This is a genomic window from Salinicola rhizosphaerae (assembly GCF_014652715.1).
Lineage (GTDB): Bacteria > Pseudomonadota > Gammaproteobacteria > Pseudomonadales > Halomonadaceae > Salinicola > Salinicola rhizosphaerae.
Genome location: NZ_BMZI01000003.1, coordinates 116,281 through 131,077, shown reverse-complemented (window position 1 = coordinate 131,077; position 14,797 = coordinate 116,281). Strand labels below are relative to the sequence as shown.

Here is a 14,797-nt window from a genome sequence, read left to right as displayed (position 1 = left end):
GCCCGCGCCGAGCATCGGCGCGGGCGATTTCCTGACGACATCGCTGACGCGGTCAGGCGGTCAGTCCGGTCGTCTCGTCGAGCCCGAGATGGACGTTCATGTTCTGAATCGCCGAACCTGCCGCGCCCTTGCCGAGATTATCGAGCCGCGACACCAGACAGAGTCGCTCTTCGTTGCCGAACACGAAGAGATCGGCGCGGTTGGTGTCGTTGCTGCCCTGCACGTCGAAGAAACCGTTGTTCAGGTTGTCCATGTCGGCGTAGGGGTGGACCTGGACGAACGGCTCGTCGCGATAGCGCTCCCGATAGACGTCGAGCAGACGCTCGGCGCTGCAGCCCGGGGCCAGATCCGCGACCTGAAGCGGCACGCTGACCGAGAGCCCCTTGAGGTACGTACCCACGATGGGCGAGAACACCGGTGGGCGCGACAGCCCGCCGTGAACGCGCATCTCGTCGAGGTGCTTGTGTCCCTGAGCCATGGCGTACGGACGCGGCGCCAGCAGGTGCCCGTTCTCGTCGCCTTCGTACTCGGCGATCATCTTCTTGCCGCCGCCGCTGTAGCCGGTCAGCGAAAAGGCCGAGAGCGGATAATCCGGTGGCAGCAGGCCGGCATCGATCAGTGGACGCACCAGCAGGATGAAGGCGCTGGCGTGACAGCCGACGTTGGCGATACGTTTGCTGGCGCGAATCGCATCACGCTGGGCGGCATGCAGTTCCGGCAGTCCGTAGGCCCAGTCGGCCGCGGTGCGGAAGGCGTTGCTCGCGTCGATCAGGCAGGTGTCGCGGTTGTCGAGCATCGCGGCCGCCTCGCGCGAGGCCGCATCCGGCAGGCAGAGAAAGGCGACGTCGGCCGCGTTGAGCAGGCGTGCACGCTCGTTCGGGTCCTTGCGCTTGTCGCTATCGATGCGCAGAAGCTCGATATCGTCACGGGCGTCGAGGTATTCGAACAGGCGAAGCCCTGTCGTCCCTTCCTGTCCGTCGACGTAGACCTTGAACGTAGCGTTTGCAGAGGCTGCCATGAGTGTGCTTTCCGGCCGGTGATCAGTCGGTCTATTGTGCGGATTTGCGCTCAGTTTGTCATGCCGTCTAGCGGGCGCTGCGCCAGTCTGGAGGTGGCCTGACACTCGCGCGCACAGCGCTCCAGTCGTTGACACGCCTCACGCAGTCGCGCGGCCGGCACCGTCAGGCTCAGTCGAATGAAACCGGCAGCGGAGGCGCCGAATGCCTCGCCGGCGAGTGCCGAGACGCCGTAGTCATCGAGCAGGCGATCGGCAAAGGCGTGGGCGCTGAGGCCGGTGGCGCGAATGTCGATCATCATGAACATGCCGGCGGCGGGCGTCAGCGTGGCGATGACCTCGCTCGACGCCAGCGTCTCGACGACGGCATCGCGTCGTTCGCGGTAAGTCTCGCGCATGGTGTCGAGCGCCGCTGGGGCGTCTTCGAGCGCGGCGACCGCGGCGTCCTGGATGAACGACGGGCTGCCGTAGAGCATGCAGAGTGCCAGATTGACCAGATGCGCCATCAGCTCACGCGGGCCGACGGCCCAGCCGAGGCGCCAGCCGGTCATGGCGTGAGACTTGGAGAGGCTGCTGATGATCACCGTGCGCTCGCACATGCCGGGCAATGCATCCGGGCTGACATGCTCGCCGTCGAAGATCAGATCGGCATAGACCGCATCCACGATCAGCCAGAGATCGTGATCGCGGCAGAGAGCGGCGATCTCCTCCCACTGTTCGGCGGTCAGGCACTGACCGGTCGGGTTGTGCGGGCTGTTGAGCAGGATCGCTCGAGATCGCGGACCGATCGCGGCCTTCAGGTCCTCGACGCGCGGCTGGAATCCGGTCTCCGGCGAGAGCGGAATCCAGCGCGGCGTCGCCCCGGTCGACTGGATCACGGCCTCGTAGGTGACGTAGGCGGGCTCCGGCACGATCACCTCATCACCGGGATCGAACAGACACTGCGCCGTGGCGTAGAGGGCGCACTGGGCGCCTGCCAGCACCGCCACGTTCTCGGCGCCCGCCTCGCCGTGGCCACCGCGTGCGCGGTGGTGCCGGGCAATCGCCTCGCGCAGCGGCGGCTTGCCCTGGACATCGGCATAGTGGGTGGCGCCGCTGCGCAGGCTGGAAACTGCCGCGTCGACGATCGCCGGCGGGGTATCGGCGTCCGGATCGCCCACGGAGAGGATGATGACGTCCTCGCCGCTGGCCTGACGCGCCTTGGCACGGAAATGGATATTCCAGGCGCTGGCGCCTTCCCCGGCGATGCGTTGAGTCAGAGCGGCGTAATGCATGATCGGTCCTGATGTCGGGCGTGCCACCAGCCTAGCGCCCCTGTCGGATTTCGAGAACCGTCGACAATCGGCAGGGACAAAAAAACGCGCTGCCGGGCGGCAGCGCGTCTTGCTTCAGTTTATCCAGCTGAGTCGACTCCTCCCGATGTGGCGTTTTTCACGCCGATGACGGGACGAATCACTCGAGGCTCGCCTCGACGACCTCGAAGGCAGGCTTGCCATCGCGCGTGGTAACGCCATCCAGGAACGTCTTCACGCGATCCGGATGATTCTGCAGCCACTCGCGGGCGACGTCTTCGGCATCGCGCTCCTGGCGGCTGTAGCCGTCGATGAACTCGCTCTGCTCGTCGGCCGTCAGCGTGAATTGCTTGAGCAGCGTGAGCAGATTCGGGTTGGCTTCGGCGAAGGCCTTGTTGACGATGGTGCGCACGTCGCTGGCACCGTTGTCCGGGCCGTAGACACTCTTCGGGTCATCGAGGATGTGCATGTCGTAGGCGGGCGCCATCCAGTGCGGCGTCCAGCCGTACCAGACGACCCAGCGCTTGTCCTTGAAGGCGGAGGCGACCTCCGAGAGCATGCCCGGGGTCGAGGACTCGAGAATCTGCCAGTCGCCGAGGCCGTAGGTGTCGTCGTCGTGCGCCTGGTTGATGAACTCGCTGACCGTCGAACCCGATTCGATCGAGTAGAAGCGCCCACCAAACTTGTCGCGATACTGATCGAGATCCGCCGCGCTGTGAACGCCGGCATCATAGACATAGCCGGGAACGGCGAAGCCCATCTGCGCGCCGGTGACGTTGTTGCCCAGATCCTCGACCTTGCCACTGGCCATGGCGCTGTCGTGGCTCTCTTGCTGGGCCGGCATCCAGGCGGCCAGGAAGACATCGCTGTCGCCAGTCTGCAGCGTCTGGTAACCGACGGTGCTGCTCAGCTCCTGGGTCTCGCTGTCATAGCCGAGCGGTGCGATCAGCTGGCTGAAGATTTCGGTCTTGACGGTGACGCCCGGCCAGGGCGGGACGACGAAGCTCACGCTGTCCGCCTTGTCCTGGGCCATGGCCAAGGGCGCGGTGAGCGCGGTGGAGAGCAGTGCCGCGCCGAGCAGGGCCTTGGCGCCAGGCATCTCGAATCCCGGTGTCGTGTTGCGTCGTGTCATGGAGACTCCTCGTTGTTATAGAAAAAATCGTGCTGGTCTATCGTGGCGATCTGTCCATTGCGATCTATCCATCGCGGTCTGCCGCGTAGCCCCCTCTGGCTCGCGACACGGGCCTTCAGTCGGCCTGGATATCGGGCAGCCCCGCGCCTTCGAAGGGCGGGCGTGCCAAGACGCGCTCCAGCATCGGCAGAAAGTGCGATAGCGGCAGTGTGTCGTAGTCTGGATCGAACGAGGTCTGATCCCATTCGTCGCAGAAACGCACGGTGCGCGCATACCCTGGATGGTCGCGGTAGTCCTCGCGGACGTGGCGATCCAGGCCGTAGAAGTGGCGGTAATGATACCCCTGAAACAGTTCGTGGTGGCGAATCATCCAGAGATTCAGAGGATCGACGAAGGGTTCGAGGATCGCCGCGGCGATCTCGGCATGGTTGTCCGGCGCGAGATCGTCACCGATATCGTGCAGCAGAGCGCAGACGATCGTCTCCTCGTCGGCGCCTGCACGTTCGGCACGGGTGGCAGTCTGCAGGCAGTGGGTGTAGCGGTCGACCGGATAGCCGTGCGTGTCGCCGCGCAGGCGGTCGAGATGGGCTATCACACGGGGCACGACCCCCTCGCGATACTCGCGGAATCGAGCGTCGATCTCCTGCCAGTCATCGACCTGGCTTTCGTCGAAACGCGTGAAGCTGGCGCTCATGCGGACTCCCTGGATTCGGTGGCTTGCGGGCCGGTCGAGGAGACCGGGGCGAGTTGGCGACGCAGCGTCAGGCGTCGGCTCGCGGTGGTGTCGCGATCGACGTAGCCCTGACGCAGGTGGCGTACACCCTGGGTGAGATGGAAGGCGGTGCGTCCGTGCAGCAGGCGGTAGTTGTCCATGATCAGCATCTCCCCGGGGGCGAGTTTCGGCGTCAGCGTCAGCGCCGGCGAGGTGATCAGGGCAAAGAACTGACGCCGCGCGGCGTAGTAGCGAGCGAGCGTCTCAGGCGGCAGCGGTGGGATGCGTTCGGTGCGGTTGTTGTAGCGCACACGAACGACTCGGCCCGCGCTGTCGAGTTCGATCAGTGGTCCCTCACTCTCGAGATGAGCCTCTTCGTCACGGTAGCGAAAGCGGACCTGGGTCTGCGTCAGGCAGTCGAACGCGTCGGGATGCTCCCGTCGCAGTCTTTGTGCTGCCATGAAGCCGTCCGCGAGCGTGCTGTCGCCGCCGCTGTCGGCGTTGCTCAGGCAGTGCAGCCAGATATAGCCGGGAATCGGATCGCGGTAGGGATTGTCGGTATGCGGCTCCAGGCCGCGCTGCGTCATGGTCAGGTCGAACGCTTCGGCGATCGACTTGACGTCGGCGATCCCGCCCCAATTGGTCCGTCGCAGCGGGCCAAGGCGCGCGACCAGCGGCATCATGCCCTCCAGCTCGAGCGGGACCCCGCGAACCTTGACGAAGCCGAAGCGCTCGAGCGATTCCAGCATGTCGAGCAGCGCATGGTCGCTGTCGATCGCGCGGTCGAAATCGGCCACCGGTAGCGCGGAGAGCGAGGCATCCCAGCGTTCACGTTCGGTCACCGGTGGCGGTCCGGCCAGGTCCGCGAGGGGGAATCGGGCGCGATGGCCGTCACTGAAGACGAGACGCAACGTCTCGCTCTCCTGACGGGCTTCGACGAGCGCGATATCGAGCGGTAGCGCGGCGGCCTCGATCAGCCGCTGACCGGTGCGCGGGTCGAGCGTTTCGGCATCCGGCGAATGCTCGCGCAGCCACAGCGCGTGGTAGCGAACTTCCCGGTCGTGCCAGGCGACACGAAGCTGGCGCCCGTCGGTATCGGGGATGATTTCGACGTAGAGTTCCATGCGGCATCTCTTGTTGTGCAAGCGTGTTGACTTCATCCTAGGCTTGGCACGCTCGCCGGATTTGATCTTTTTGGCCAACCTTGAGAGATTTTTGGCCATGACGTCCCCCGATACCCCCGAATGGCTCTACCCGCGACCCGACCTGCCGCCCGTTCTCTCGCCGGCGCAGGCCGACGTGACGGTGAACCTGTGGCTGCTGCCCAAGTTCTCGATGCTCACGCTTTATTGCCTGCTGGAGCCACTGCGCGTGGCCAACCGGTTCGGGCGTGCGCTGTTCGCCTGGCGGCTCTACTCGAGCGACGGTGAGCCGGTCGTGGCCAGCAATGGTGTGAGGGTCGACGTGGAGGCTGCCCTGAATCAGGCGCCGATCTACGACAACCTCTTCGTGGTTGCCTCCTACGAGCCGGAGGCTGCCGCCGGGGCGGCGCAGTGGGCGGTGCTGCGTCAGGTCGCGGCGCACGGCGGCCTGCTGGCGGGGCTCGAAACCGGCGCCTTCATTCTGGCTCGTGCCGGCTTGATGGAGGGCTACGAAGTCGCGCTCCACTGGGAAAGCCGTCCGGCGTTCATCGAGGAGTTCCCCATGCTCGCGCTGAGCGAGGCGCGCTATCGCTTCGACCGGCAGCGTCTGACCGGCGGTGGCGGTGCCTCGAGTCTCGATCTGATGATGGCCTTCATCGAACGTGAGCAGGGCGCCAATCTGGTTGCGGCGATCAGCCGCCAGCTCGTCCACTCACGGCCTGCCGCCATGCCAGACGCCGGGCGCAATGGCAGTGTCGATGAGCGCGGCAGGTTCGTACTGACGGCAGAGCCGGCCCCCGGCGATTTTCGCCCCCGTAGCGTGCGCCGCGCGGAAGCGATCATGGAGGCCAATCTGGCGCAACCATTGCCGATACCGGAGATCTGCCGGCGGGTCGGGCAGTCCCAGCGCCAGCTGAACCGGCTGTTCCAGCGCTATGCCGGCGAGACGGCCAAAGGACGATACCTCTCGCTGCGCCTCGATCGGGCCTACCAGATACTCGCCGACAGCCGAGCCAGCGTGACGCAGGCGGGGCTCGCGGCCGGTTTTCTCCAGCCCGCCCACTTCTCCCGCGCCTATCGGGCGCGCTTCGGGGAATCGCCGAGCACCACCGCGGGGCGAGGCCGATAACCTTCGGGTCGGCACTGCCGACGATTGTCGTTTCATGGAAATACGGCGGCGCTTAGTGTCAACTTTCGTCGAAAGTTCCGCGCACAATGGAGCCATCGACGTGCCGTTCGGCGCGACTGTTCCAGGCCTCCGTCATTGGCATGACGAGGCGCGACCCGGGAGATTTTCATGAATCGCGACGTCATTCTTACCTGTGCCGTTACCGGTGCCGGCGATACCGCCGGCAAGCATCCGGACCTGCCCATCACGCCCAAGCAGATCGCCGACAGTGCGCTCGACGCTGCCCGCGCCGGCGCCAGCATCGTTCACCTTCACGTGCGGGATCCGGAAACCGGTGGTGTCAGCCACTCGACGGACCATTTCCGTGAAGTCGTCGAGCGCATCCGGGAATCCGACGTCGATGCGGTCATCAACATCACCGCCGGCGGTGGCGGTGACCTCTTTCCCGAGATCCGCGACGGCGTGATCCACGGTCTCGAGGGCACCGATCTACAGACCGCCGCCGAACGTCACCACCCGGTAGGCGAGCTGCTGCCGGAGCTCTGCACGCTGGACTGCGGCAGCCTCAACTTCGGCGAGATGGTCTATCTCAACACGGCCGATTGGCTGCGCGAACACGCGCGGCTGATTCAGCAGGCCGGGGTCAAGCCGGAACTCGAGTGCTTCGATCTGGGACACGTCTGGTTTGCCCGTCAATTGGTCGACGAAGGGCTGATCGACGGCGATCCGCTGTTCCAGCTCTGCCTGGGTATCCCGTGGGGCGCCGAAGCCGACACCGAAACCATGCTCGCGATGCGCAACAAGCTGCCGAACAACGCCATCTGGTCGGCGTTCGGTATCGGCCGCCAGCAGTTCCCGATGGCGGCGCAGTCGATGATCCTGGGCGGGCACATGCGCGTGGGCCTGGAAGACAATCTCTATCTGAGCAAGGGCGTGTTCGCGACCAACGCCCAGCTGGTCGAGCGTGCCGTCACTATCGCCGAGAATCTCGGCGGCAGGGTGCAGACGCCGGCGCAGACTCGGGAATCCTTGTCGCTACGTAACCCCTGATTCTCGCCTGAACGCCGCCTTCGTTGGCGGGCGTGCCTGCTCTCTTTGGCACGTCCGCCGATCCCTTTTTTCGTACCGTCCTGGAGTGTCTCAATGACTGCTTCCGAACTTCCCCGCACCGTCGCCGTCATCGGCACCGGTGTCATCGGTAACGGCTGGATCGCTCGCGCGCTGGCGGCCGGCTGCCGCGTCACCGCCTTCGACCTCGACCCCACCGCCGCCGAGCGCACGCGTGCCTTCGTCGCCCGCGCCTGGCCGGCGCTCGAGCGCCTGGGTCTGGCCGATAACGCCGATCAACACGCGCTGACCTTCGTCGACTCGCTGGCGGCGGCGGTCGAGGGCGCCGAGCTGATCCAGGAAAACGTGCCCGAACGACTCGAGATCAAACGCGCAACGCTCGCCGAGCTCGATGCGCTGGCCGCGCCGGAAGTGGTGATCGGGTCCTCGACCTCCGGGATCAAGCCGAGCGATCTGCAGTCGGCGTGCACCAAGGCGCCGGGTCGCGTAATCGTCGCGCACCCGTTCAACCCGGTCTATCTGCTGCCGCTGGTGGAGCTGGTGGGCGGCGAGCACACCTCACCAGCGGTGACCGAACGTGCCAAGGCGCAGTACGCGGCAATGGGTATGCGTCCGCTGGTGGTGCGTCGCGAGATCGAGGGCCACGTGGCCGATCGCCTGATGGAGGCGCTGTGGCGTGAGGCGCTGCACCTGGTTAATGACGGTGTGGCGACGACGGAAGAGGTGGACGCGGCAGTGGTCTACGGCTGCGGTCTGCGCTGGTCGCTGATGGGGACTTTCCTGACGTTCCATCTCGCCGGCGGCGATGGCGGTATGCGTCACATGCTGCATCAGTTCGGCCCGGCGCTGAAACTGCCGTGGACCAAGCTGGAAGCGCCGGAGCTGACCGAGGAGCTGATCGACAAGGTCGCCGATGGCTGCGAGCACCAGGCCGCCGGGCGCAGCGTCGCCGAGCTCGAGACGCGCCGCGATGCGTTCCTCACCGAGCTACTGGAACTGACGCAGAAGTATTGGCCGGAGGCCGAAGGGCTCCAGAGCCGTATTTAATCAACGAGGCGCATCTGATGACCACGATATCGGACAAGCCATTGTTCAAGACCCGGGTGGCGGACGCCTGGGTCGACTACAACGGCCACATGAACGATGCCGAGTACGCCCGGGTGTTCTCGCTGGCGGTGGAGGCGCTGATGGATCGCATCGGCCTTGGCGAGGCCGGCCGCGCCGAGCACGGCTACACGATCTACACCCTCGAGACGCATCTCTGCTACCGCCAGGAGGCGCATCGGGGTGAGGCGTTAGCGGTCGACATGCAGCTGCTGGACAGCGACGCCAAGCGCCTGCACGTGCTGTTCACGCTGAACAATGCCGACGCCGACGTGCTCGCGACCAGCGAGCAGATGCTGATGGGTATCGATGTGCCCAGCGGTCGCCCCGGGCCACTTCCCGAGCCGGTTGTCGCCGCTGTCGAGGGGCTGCCAAGCGTCAAGGAGGGCGAAGCGTGGCCGAGCGCTGTGGGACGGCGTATCGGCATCCGGCGCTGACGGGGCCACGACGGGAATCGATTCACGTCGCCCCGCGCATCCGCGCGGGGCAGGCATTGACGCGTTAACGCGGCGAGTCGCCTGACGCATCCCGTCGTGCGCGACGCTCGGCGCGCTTGAGCATGCGCAGTCTGGAGCGCGCTTCGTCGCGTTCCAGATAGCAGCCCTGTAGCCAGCGACTGCCACCCTGACTGACATCGAAGGCGTCGCGAGCGTGAAGCAGTCGTCGGTTGTCGAAGATCACCAGATCCCCCGGTGCGTAGGTGAAGCGCAGGGCGAACGCCGGCTCTCGCAGCAGACGCTGCAGTGCCAACAGCGCGGCGTAAGCGGGCTCCACATCGTCGAAGGGCGCCATCAGCGGGCCGCGCAGGAAGTCGGCGATGCGCACCTCATCGAACTCGCCGTTCGCATCGAGCTTGATCATCGGGTCGAACCAGACGTAATCGGTCGTCTTGGCGGTGTTGGCGTAACACCAGCGCACGCGAGTGAGCGTCTCGAAGTGCTCGGGATGGCGCTCGCGCAGGGCCTGGGCGACAGCGAAGCCGTCCATCATGACCGCTTCGCCACCGACGGTGTCGTTTTCCAGACAGTGCAGCAGCTGCAAGCCAGGCTGGTACTCCCGCGTCGGCAGATCGACGTGGGGCGGCAGGGCGATCGAGGTGTAGGCATTGGAGTCCGGGTCCGGTTTGGCGCGAACGTCGAACAGATAACCGAAGTTGGTTGGCCGGGGCGGGCCGATCCGCCGGGCGATGGCCTCGAGACTGCCCGGCTCGGTCGGCAGATGGCGAAGACGCACCAAGCCTTCGCCGATCAACGCCTCGAGTGCCTGGCGCAGTAGCGGGTCGTCACTATGAGCCTCCAGCGGCTGGTCCATCCAGCGGGCGGCATCGAGCGTCGCTGGCCCGTCGCGCTCCGCGCCCAGCCACGAGAGGGTCGGTACCATCGGCGCCTCGGCATTGCTTCGGTTGTCGTAGTCGTTGGCCCGCAGCCAGCCGGGGTGGAACGCGAGCGTACGGTTCTCGGGGGCGAAGGTCAGCGTGACCGCCCCGTTGGCTTCGAGCCGCGAGTCCGAGAGCGTCGGCCAGTCAGGCAGGGTCGAGAGATCGAGGATACGTTCACGGGTCGCCGGATTGATGGTGCTGTCGTCGGCGGCATTCTCGCGCAGCCAGACGGCGTGATAGCGACTGACGCGGCCGTCCCGCCAGGTGATCGTCAGAATATCCGGTGAGTGGGAGAGACTCGCGATCTCGACCTCGATCGGCCAGACGTCGAAATCCGGCGTCGGAGGCAGTGCCGCTGCGGCGTCGGACGGTTGGAACGTGGTGATCGAGGTGTCGGCAGAAGAGGTCATGGGCGATCGTTCCTGAATGTTGGGCGATGCTCCCAGCGTGGCGGATTCGGTAGACGACTATCTGAGCAAATCCGACATTCACTTGATCTTATTCGCCGTTGCCTTGCCCGCCATGCTTGCCGTCCTGAGCGAGGGCTCGTCGCGCCCCGCGCGGCGAGTGACCGAAGTGCTGGCGGTAGGCGCGGGAGAAGCTCGATGCCGAGCCGAAACCGCAGCCGAGGCCGATGCTCAGGATGTCGCGATCGGTCTCCTCGAGCAGGTGGCGCGCGCGGTCCAGACGCAGCGCGAGATAGTAGTCGCGCGGGCGCTTGCCGAGTTCGGTAACGAACAGGCGCTGGAGCTGGCGCAGCGAGAGGCCGATACGTTCGGCCAGCGCCTGGATCCCCAGCGGCTGCTCGAGATGTCGCTCCATCAGTGCGACAGCGTCGACCAGCGGCCGCTTGTGGGTTCCGAGGCGTCTGGCCAGCGGCAAGCGCTGCTGATCCTGACGCGGGCGCAGCCGGGCGTGGATCAGCTGCTCCGAAATGTCGTCGGCGAGCGTCTGACCGTGGCGTTGGGCGATCAGGTTGAGAGTCATGTCCATCGCCGCCGCGCCACCGGCGCAGGTGAAGCGACGGGCATCGATTTCGAACAGCGATTCGACGGCGTCGAGTGCGGGAAAGCGCTCGCGAAATGCCGGCAGGCTCTCCCAGTGCAGCGTCAGTCGATGGCCGTCCAGCAGACCGCTCTCGGCGAGCAGCAGCGGCCCGGTATCGATGCCGCCGAGCAGGCAACCCTCGCTGGCTAGACGGTGCAGCCACTGGGCGAGGCGCCGGGAAAGATCGCGCTCCGGCTCGAAGCCGGCGCACACCGCCAGTGTCGGGAGTGACGGCGCATCGACCGGGGCGCAGTCGACCAGCAGCGTCATGCCGTTGCTCGCCGTGACGGGCTGGCCATCTTCGCTGATCAGCGTCCAGCGATAGAGCTCGCGATCGGCCAGTCGGTTGGCGATCCGCAAGGGTTCGACGGCGGCGAAAAACGCCATCATCGAGAAGCGCGGAATGAGCAGAAAGCCGACAGGTTCCGGCAGCGGGCCGACGTAGTCCAGGCGCATCTCTTGTCACTCTTCGTTTACAAAATAGAACAATGATTTCACTCGGAATTTGACCGCTTTCATGCGGTCATAGTGACAAAAAATGCACGACGAAACACTTTGACCAAGGATTTCACATGCAAACACCGGTACTCGCTTTCGACGTGTACGGCACGCTCGTCGATACGCAAGGCGTCGTCGTCACGCTGCGCTCACGCATTGGCGACGACGCGGAGAACTTTGCCATGCGCTGGCGAGACAAGCAGCTCGAATTCGCATTTCGGCGCGGACTGATGGGGGCCTATGCCGATTTCGCCCAGTGCAAGCGCGAGGCGCTGGATCTCGTCGACCAGGAGCGTGGGACGCGCTTCGGCGAAGAGTTCAAGCAGACGCTGATGGCCGCTTACCGGCGCCTGCCGGCGTTCGAGGAGGTGCCGGCGGCACTGGAGCGTATTCGCGCGCTGGGCGTGCGCTGCGTGGCGTTTTCCAACGGCAGTCGCCAGAGCGTCGAGGCGCTGTTCGACAACGCCGGCCTGCGGGCTGCCTTCGACGACATCGTCAGCGTGGAGGAAGTCCGCCGCTTCAAGCCCGACGCGGTCGTCTACGCGCATCTGCGCAAGCGAACCCATAGCCGGCCGGAGAACACCTGGCTGATCTCGAGCAACCCGTTCGACATCATCGGCGCCCGACACGCGGGGCTGCGAGCGGCCTGGGTGCAGCGCAACCCCAATCTCCCGTTCGAACCCTGGGGTGATCCGCCTGACATGATGGCGCCGGACCTCGGCGCGCTGGCCGAGCAGTTCGCGGTGACGTTGAAGCGTGAGGGCAAGCTGCCCGATTGACGTTTCGCCAGACCGGAATCGACCCGGTCTGGTCGACCCGGTCTGGCCGTCGAGAGCTTGTCTCGCAAGCGCGACGGCGCCCGAGCAGCTACGCTGCGACTATGAACCGACCGACTGACGAATCCCGTCCTGCCTCTACTACAGCCTCTGCAGCGCATTCGTGCCTGACGCCTTGGCTGTCGTTGCTGTCGTGGGGCAGTGCCATGCGGCTGGGTGTACTGATGAGTGCGCTGCTGCTGACGGCTCAGGCGGCGTTGCCGGACGCGGCGGCGCAGTCAGGCTCGGCGAAAGCACGTCACGCGCTGGTGCTGACGCTCGACGACAGCATCAACCCGGCAACGCGAGACTACGTCGAGCGTGGTATCCGCGATGCCGAGGCGAATGGCGCCGAGCTGGTCATAATCGAACTCGACACGCCCGGTGGGCAGGTCGAGTCCATGCGGCGCCTGGGGCAGTCGATTCTCTCCAGTTCTGCGCCGGTGGTGACCTACGTCATGCCAAGCGGTGCGCGGGCAGCCAGCGCCGGCACTTATCTGCTCTATGCCAGCCAGATCGCTGCCATGGCACCGGGCACGCATCTCGGCTCGGCGACGCCGGTGACCATAGGCAGTGGCGGTCGCAAGGCGGACAGCGACGCCGCCGACGCCAACGGCGAAGCGATGCGTCGCAAGATGATCGAGGATGCAGTCGCGCAGATCCGCAACTATGCCGAGCGCAACGGCCGTAATGCCGATTGGGCGGAGAAGGCGGTGCGTGAGGCGGCCAATCTCGATGCCCAGTCGGCGCTCTCGCGGAACGTGATCGACGTCGTCGCGAGCGATCTCGACGATCTGCTCGCGCAGCTCGACGGCCGGACGGTCAGTCTCGAGCAAGGCGCCGTGACGCTTTCGACACAGGAGATGACGCTGACGCGTGAGGCGCCGGGCTGGCGTACCGCGCTGCTCTCGCTGATCGCCACGCCAACCATTGCCTACGGCCTGCTGCTGATCGGTTTCTACGGTCTGGTCTTCGAACTGGCGAGCCCGGGCACGCTGGTGCCGGGCGTTGTCGGCGGGATCAGTCTACTGCTCGGGCTGTTCGCCTTTCAGGTGCTGTCGATCGATCTGGCCGGGCTTGGCCTTCTGTTGCTGGGGCTTGCCATGATCGTCGGCGAAGCGTTTCTGCCAAGCTTCGGGGCGCTGGGTGTCGGCGGCATCGCGGCGTTCTCGATCGGATCGGTGATGCTGATGAATGAAGCCAACAGTGCGATAGCTTGGCCGCTGATCGGCGGCACGGCGCTGGTCGCGGCAGGATTCCTCCTGTGGGGCGTGCTGAAACTGATTCGCGTCAGACGTCGTCTCCCGCAGGCAGGGCGCGAGGAGTTGATCGGCGCGAGAGCTACGGCGCTGGTCGCGTTCTCCGGCGGTCGCGGCAAGGTGCTGCTGCACGGCGAGCGCTGGCAGGCCCGCGGGACAGGCTCGATACTCGAGGGCACCGCGGTCCGTGTGATCGCGCTGGAAGGCCTGACCGTGCGCGTCGAGCCGGAAGGCTCGGCGGCGGGCGACAACTCAACGGGTGATGGTCGCCGCAGCGGCCACGAGGAGACAGGATGATGTTCGCCTATCTGGTTCCCATCGTGTTGCTGGTACTGCTGTTGCTGGCATCGATTCGCATACTGCCCGAATATCGCCGCGGTGTGGTGTTCTTCCTCGGCCGCTTTCAGGACGTCAAGGGACCGGGACTGTTCTTTCTGATCCCGGTCGTGCAGAAGATGGAGGTGGTCGATCTGCGCGTGATCACCATGGATGTGCCCGAGCAGGACGTCATCTCGCAGGACAATGTCACGGTGCGAGTGAATGCCGTGCTCTATTTCCGCGTCGTCGATCCGCAGAAAGCGATCATTCAGGTCGAGAATTTCGTTAATGCGACCAGCCAGCTGGCGCAGACCACGCTGCGTTCGGTGCTCGGCAAGCACGACCTCGACGAGATGCTTTCCGAGCGCGACAAGCTGAACGACGATATCCAGGAGATCATCGACACCCAGACCGAGGCCTGGGGAATCAAGGTCGCCAACGTCGAGATCAAGCATGTCGACCTCGACGAGAGCATGATTCGGGCGATCGCCCGCCAGGCCGAAGCGGAGCGCGAGCGTCGGGCCAAGGTGATTCACGCCGAGGGCGAGATGCAGGCGTCCGAGAAGCTTCTCGAAGCGGCCAATGTGATGTCTGCCAATCCGGCGGCGCTGCAGCTGCGTTACCTGCAGACGATGAGCGACATGAGCAACAAGAACGCCTCGACCATCGTCTTCCCGCTGCCGATGGACATCATGGAAGCGTTCAAGGCCATGCAGGGATTCACTGGCAGCGGGGGCGCTGATGACGGAGCGAGTCGCGGTGGGCAGAAAGCTGACGGATCGCAGAGCACGGGTGGAGACGTCGACGCGTCGTCATGAGCGGGCGGCTGTCGACGAGCATGGGCGACCCGAATACCGCCAGGCGCTTTCGAGGTCATACGGAATGTGT

At 65.5% G+C, this 14,797-nt stretch carries 14 protein-coding genes; 7 read left to right on the top strand and 7 right to left on the bottom strand.

Features of this window, described 5'->3' with window-relative positions; genetic code table 11:
• Positions 1-52: 52 nt before the first annotated feature.
• From argC to tmpA, 5 genes are all read right to left on the bottom strand, one after another.
• Positions 53-1,018, bottom strand: coding sequence for an N-acetyl-gamma-glutamyl-phosphate reductase (argC, locus tag IE125_RS06810; RefSeq protein WP_189443915.1), 966 nt, complete (start codon positions 1,016-1,018; stop codon positions 53-55).
• A 50-nt stretch (positions 1,019-1,068) separates the two neighbouring features.
• Entirely contained in the window at positions 1,069-2,289 is a 1,221-nt protein-coding gene (locus IE125_RS06805; RefSeq protein WP_189443914.1) for a pyridoxal phosphate-dependent aminotransferase, read from the bottom strand.
• A gap of 178 nt (positions 2,290-2,467) precedes the next feature.
• Positions 2,468-3,439, bottom strand: coding sequence for an ABC transporter substrate-binding protein (locus tag IE125_RS06800; protein ID WP_308430122.1), 972 nt, complete (start codon positions 3,437-3,439; stop codon positions 2,468-2,470).
• A 115-nt stretch (positions 3,440-3,554) separates the two neighbouring features.
• Positions 3,555-4,133 carry an HD domain-containing protein gene (locus IE125_RS06795; RefSeq protein ID WP_189443913.1) on the bottom strand — a complete coding sequence of 193 codons (579 nt, stop codon included), beginning with the start codon at positions 4,131-4,133 and terminating at the stop codon, positions 3,555-3,557.
• Positions 4,130-5,275, bottom strand: a complete 1,146-nt coding sequence (tmpA, locus tag IE125_RS06790; protein ID WP_189443912.1) for a 2-trimethylaminoethylphosphonate dioxygenase — start codon at positions 5,273-5,275, stop codon at positions 4,130-4,132. The genes IE125_RS06795 and tmpA overlap by 4 nt, the downstream gene beginning before the upstream one ends.
• A gap of 97 nt (positions 5,276-5,372) precedes the next feature.
• Here tmpA and IE125_RS06785 point away from each other — a divergent pair, with 97 nt between their 5' ends.
• The 4 genes from IE125_RS06785 (at position 5,373) to IE125_RS06770 (ending at position 9,031) form a co-directional block, all read left to right on the top strand.
• Positions 5,373-6,422, top strand: coding sequence for a GlxA family transcriptional regulator (locus IE125_RS06785; RefSeq protein ID WP_189443911.1), 1,050 nt, complete (start codon positions 5,373-5,375; stop codon positions 6,420-6,422).
• A 168-nt stretch (positions 6,423-6,590) separates the two neighbouring features.
• A complete protein-coding gene (locus IE125_RS06780; protein ID WP_189443910.1) occupies positions 6,591-7,472 on the top strand; it encodes a beta-keto acid cleavage family enzyme in 882 nt (293 codons plus the stop codon).
• 93 nt (positions 7,473-7,565) lie between these two features.
• Complete coding sequence (locus IE125_RS06775; protein WP_189443909.1) at positions 7,566-8,537, top strand: 3-hydroxyacyl-CoA dehydrogenase NAD-binding domain-containing protein; 972 nt, start codon at positions 7,566-7,568, stop codon at positions 8,535-8,537.
• Positions 8,538-8,554: 17 nt separating this feature from the next.
• Positions 8,555-9,031, top strand: coding sequence for a thioesterase family protein (locus tag IE125_RS06770; RefSeq protein WP_189443908.1), 477 nt, complete (start codon positions 8,555-8,557; stop codon positions 9,029-9,031).
• A 64-nt stretch (positions 9,032-9,095) separates the two neighbouring features.
• Here the strand turns inward: IE125_RS06770 and IE125_RS06765 are convergent, their stop codons facing one another.
• Positions 9,096-10,382, bottom strand: coding sequence for a TauD/TfdA family dioxygenase (locus tag IE125_RS06765; protein ID WP_189443907.1), 1,287 nt, complete (start codon positions 10,380-10,382; stop codon positions 9,096-9,098).
• 88 nt (positions 10,383-10,470) lie between these two features.
• Positions 10,471-11,475 carry a GlxA family transcriptional regulator gene (locus tag IE125_RS06760; protein WP_189443906.1) on the bottom strand — a complete coding sequence of 335 codons (1,005 nt, stop codon included), beginning with the start codon at positions 11,473-11,475 and terminating at the stop codon, positions 10,471-10,473.
• 116 nt (positions 11,476-11,591) lie between these two features.
• Here IE125_RS06760 and IE125_RS06755 point away from each other — a divergent pair, with 116 nt between their 5' ends.
• From IE125_RS06755 to IE125_RS06745, 3 genes are all read left to right on the top strand, one after another.
• Positions 11,592-12,296 carry a haloacid dehalogenase type II gene (locus tag IE125_RS06755; protein WP_189443905.1) on the top strand — a complete coding sequence of 235 codons (705 nt, stop codon included), beginning with the start codon at positions 11,592-11,594 and terminating at the stop codon, positions 12,294-12,296.
• A 203-nt stretch (positions 12,297-12,499) separates the two neighbouring features.
• A complete protein-coding gene (locus IE125_RS06750; protein WP_189443904.1) occupies positions 12,500-13,888 on the top strand; it encodes an NfeD family protein in 1,389 nt (462 codons plus the stop codon).
• Entirely contained in the window at positions 13,885-14,727 is an 843-nt protein-coding gene (locus tag IE125_RS06745) for a slipin family protein (RefSeq protein ID WP_189443903.1), read from the top strand. Before IE125_RS06750 ends, IE125_RS06745 begins: the two co-directional genes overlap by 4 nt.
• The last annotated feature ends 70 nt before the right edge of the window (positions 14,728-14,797 follow it).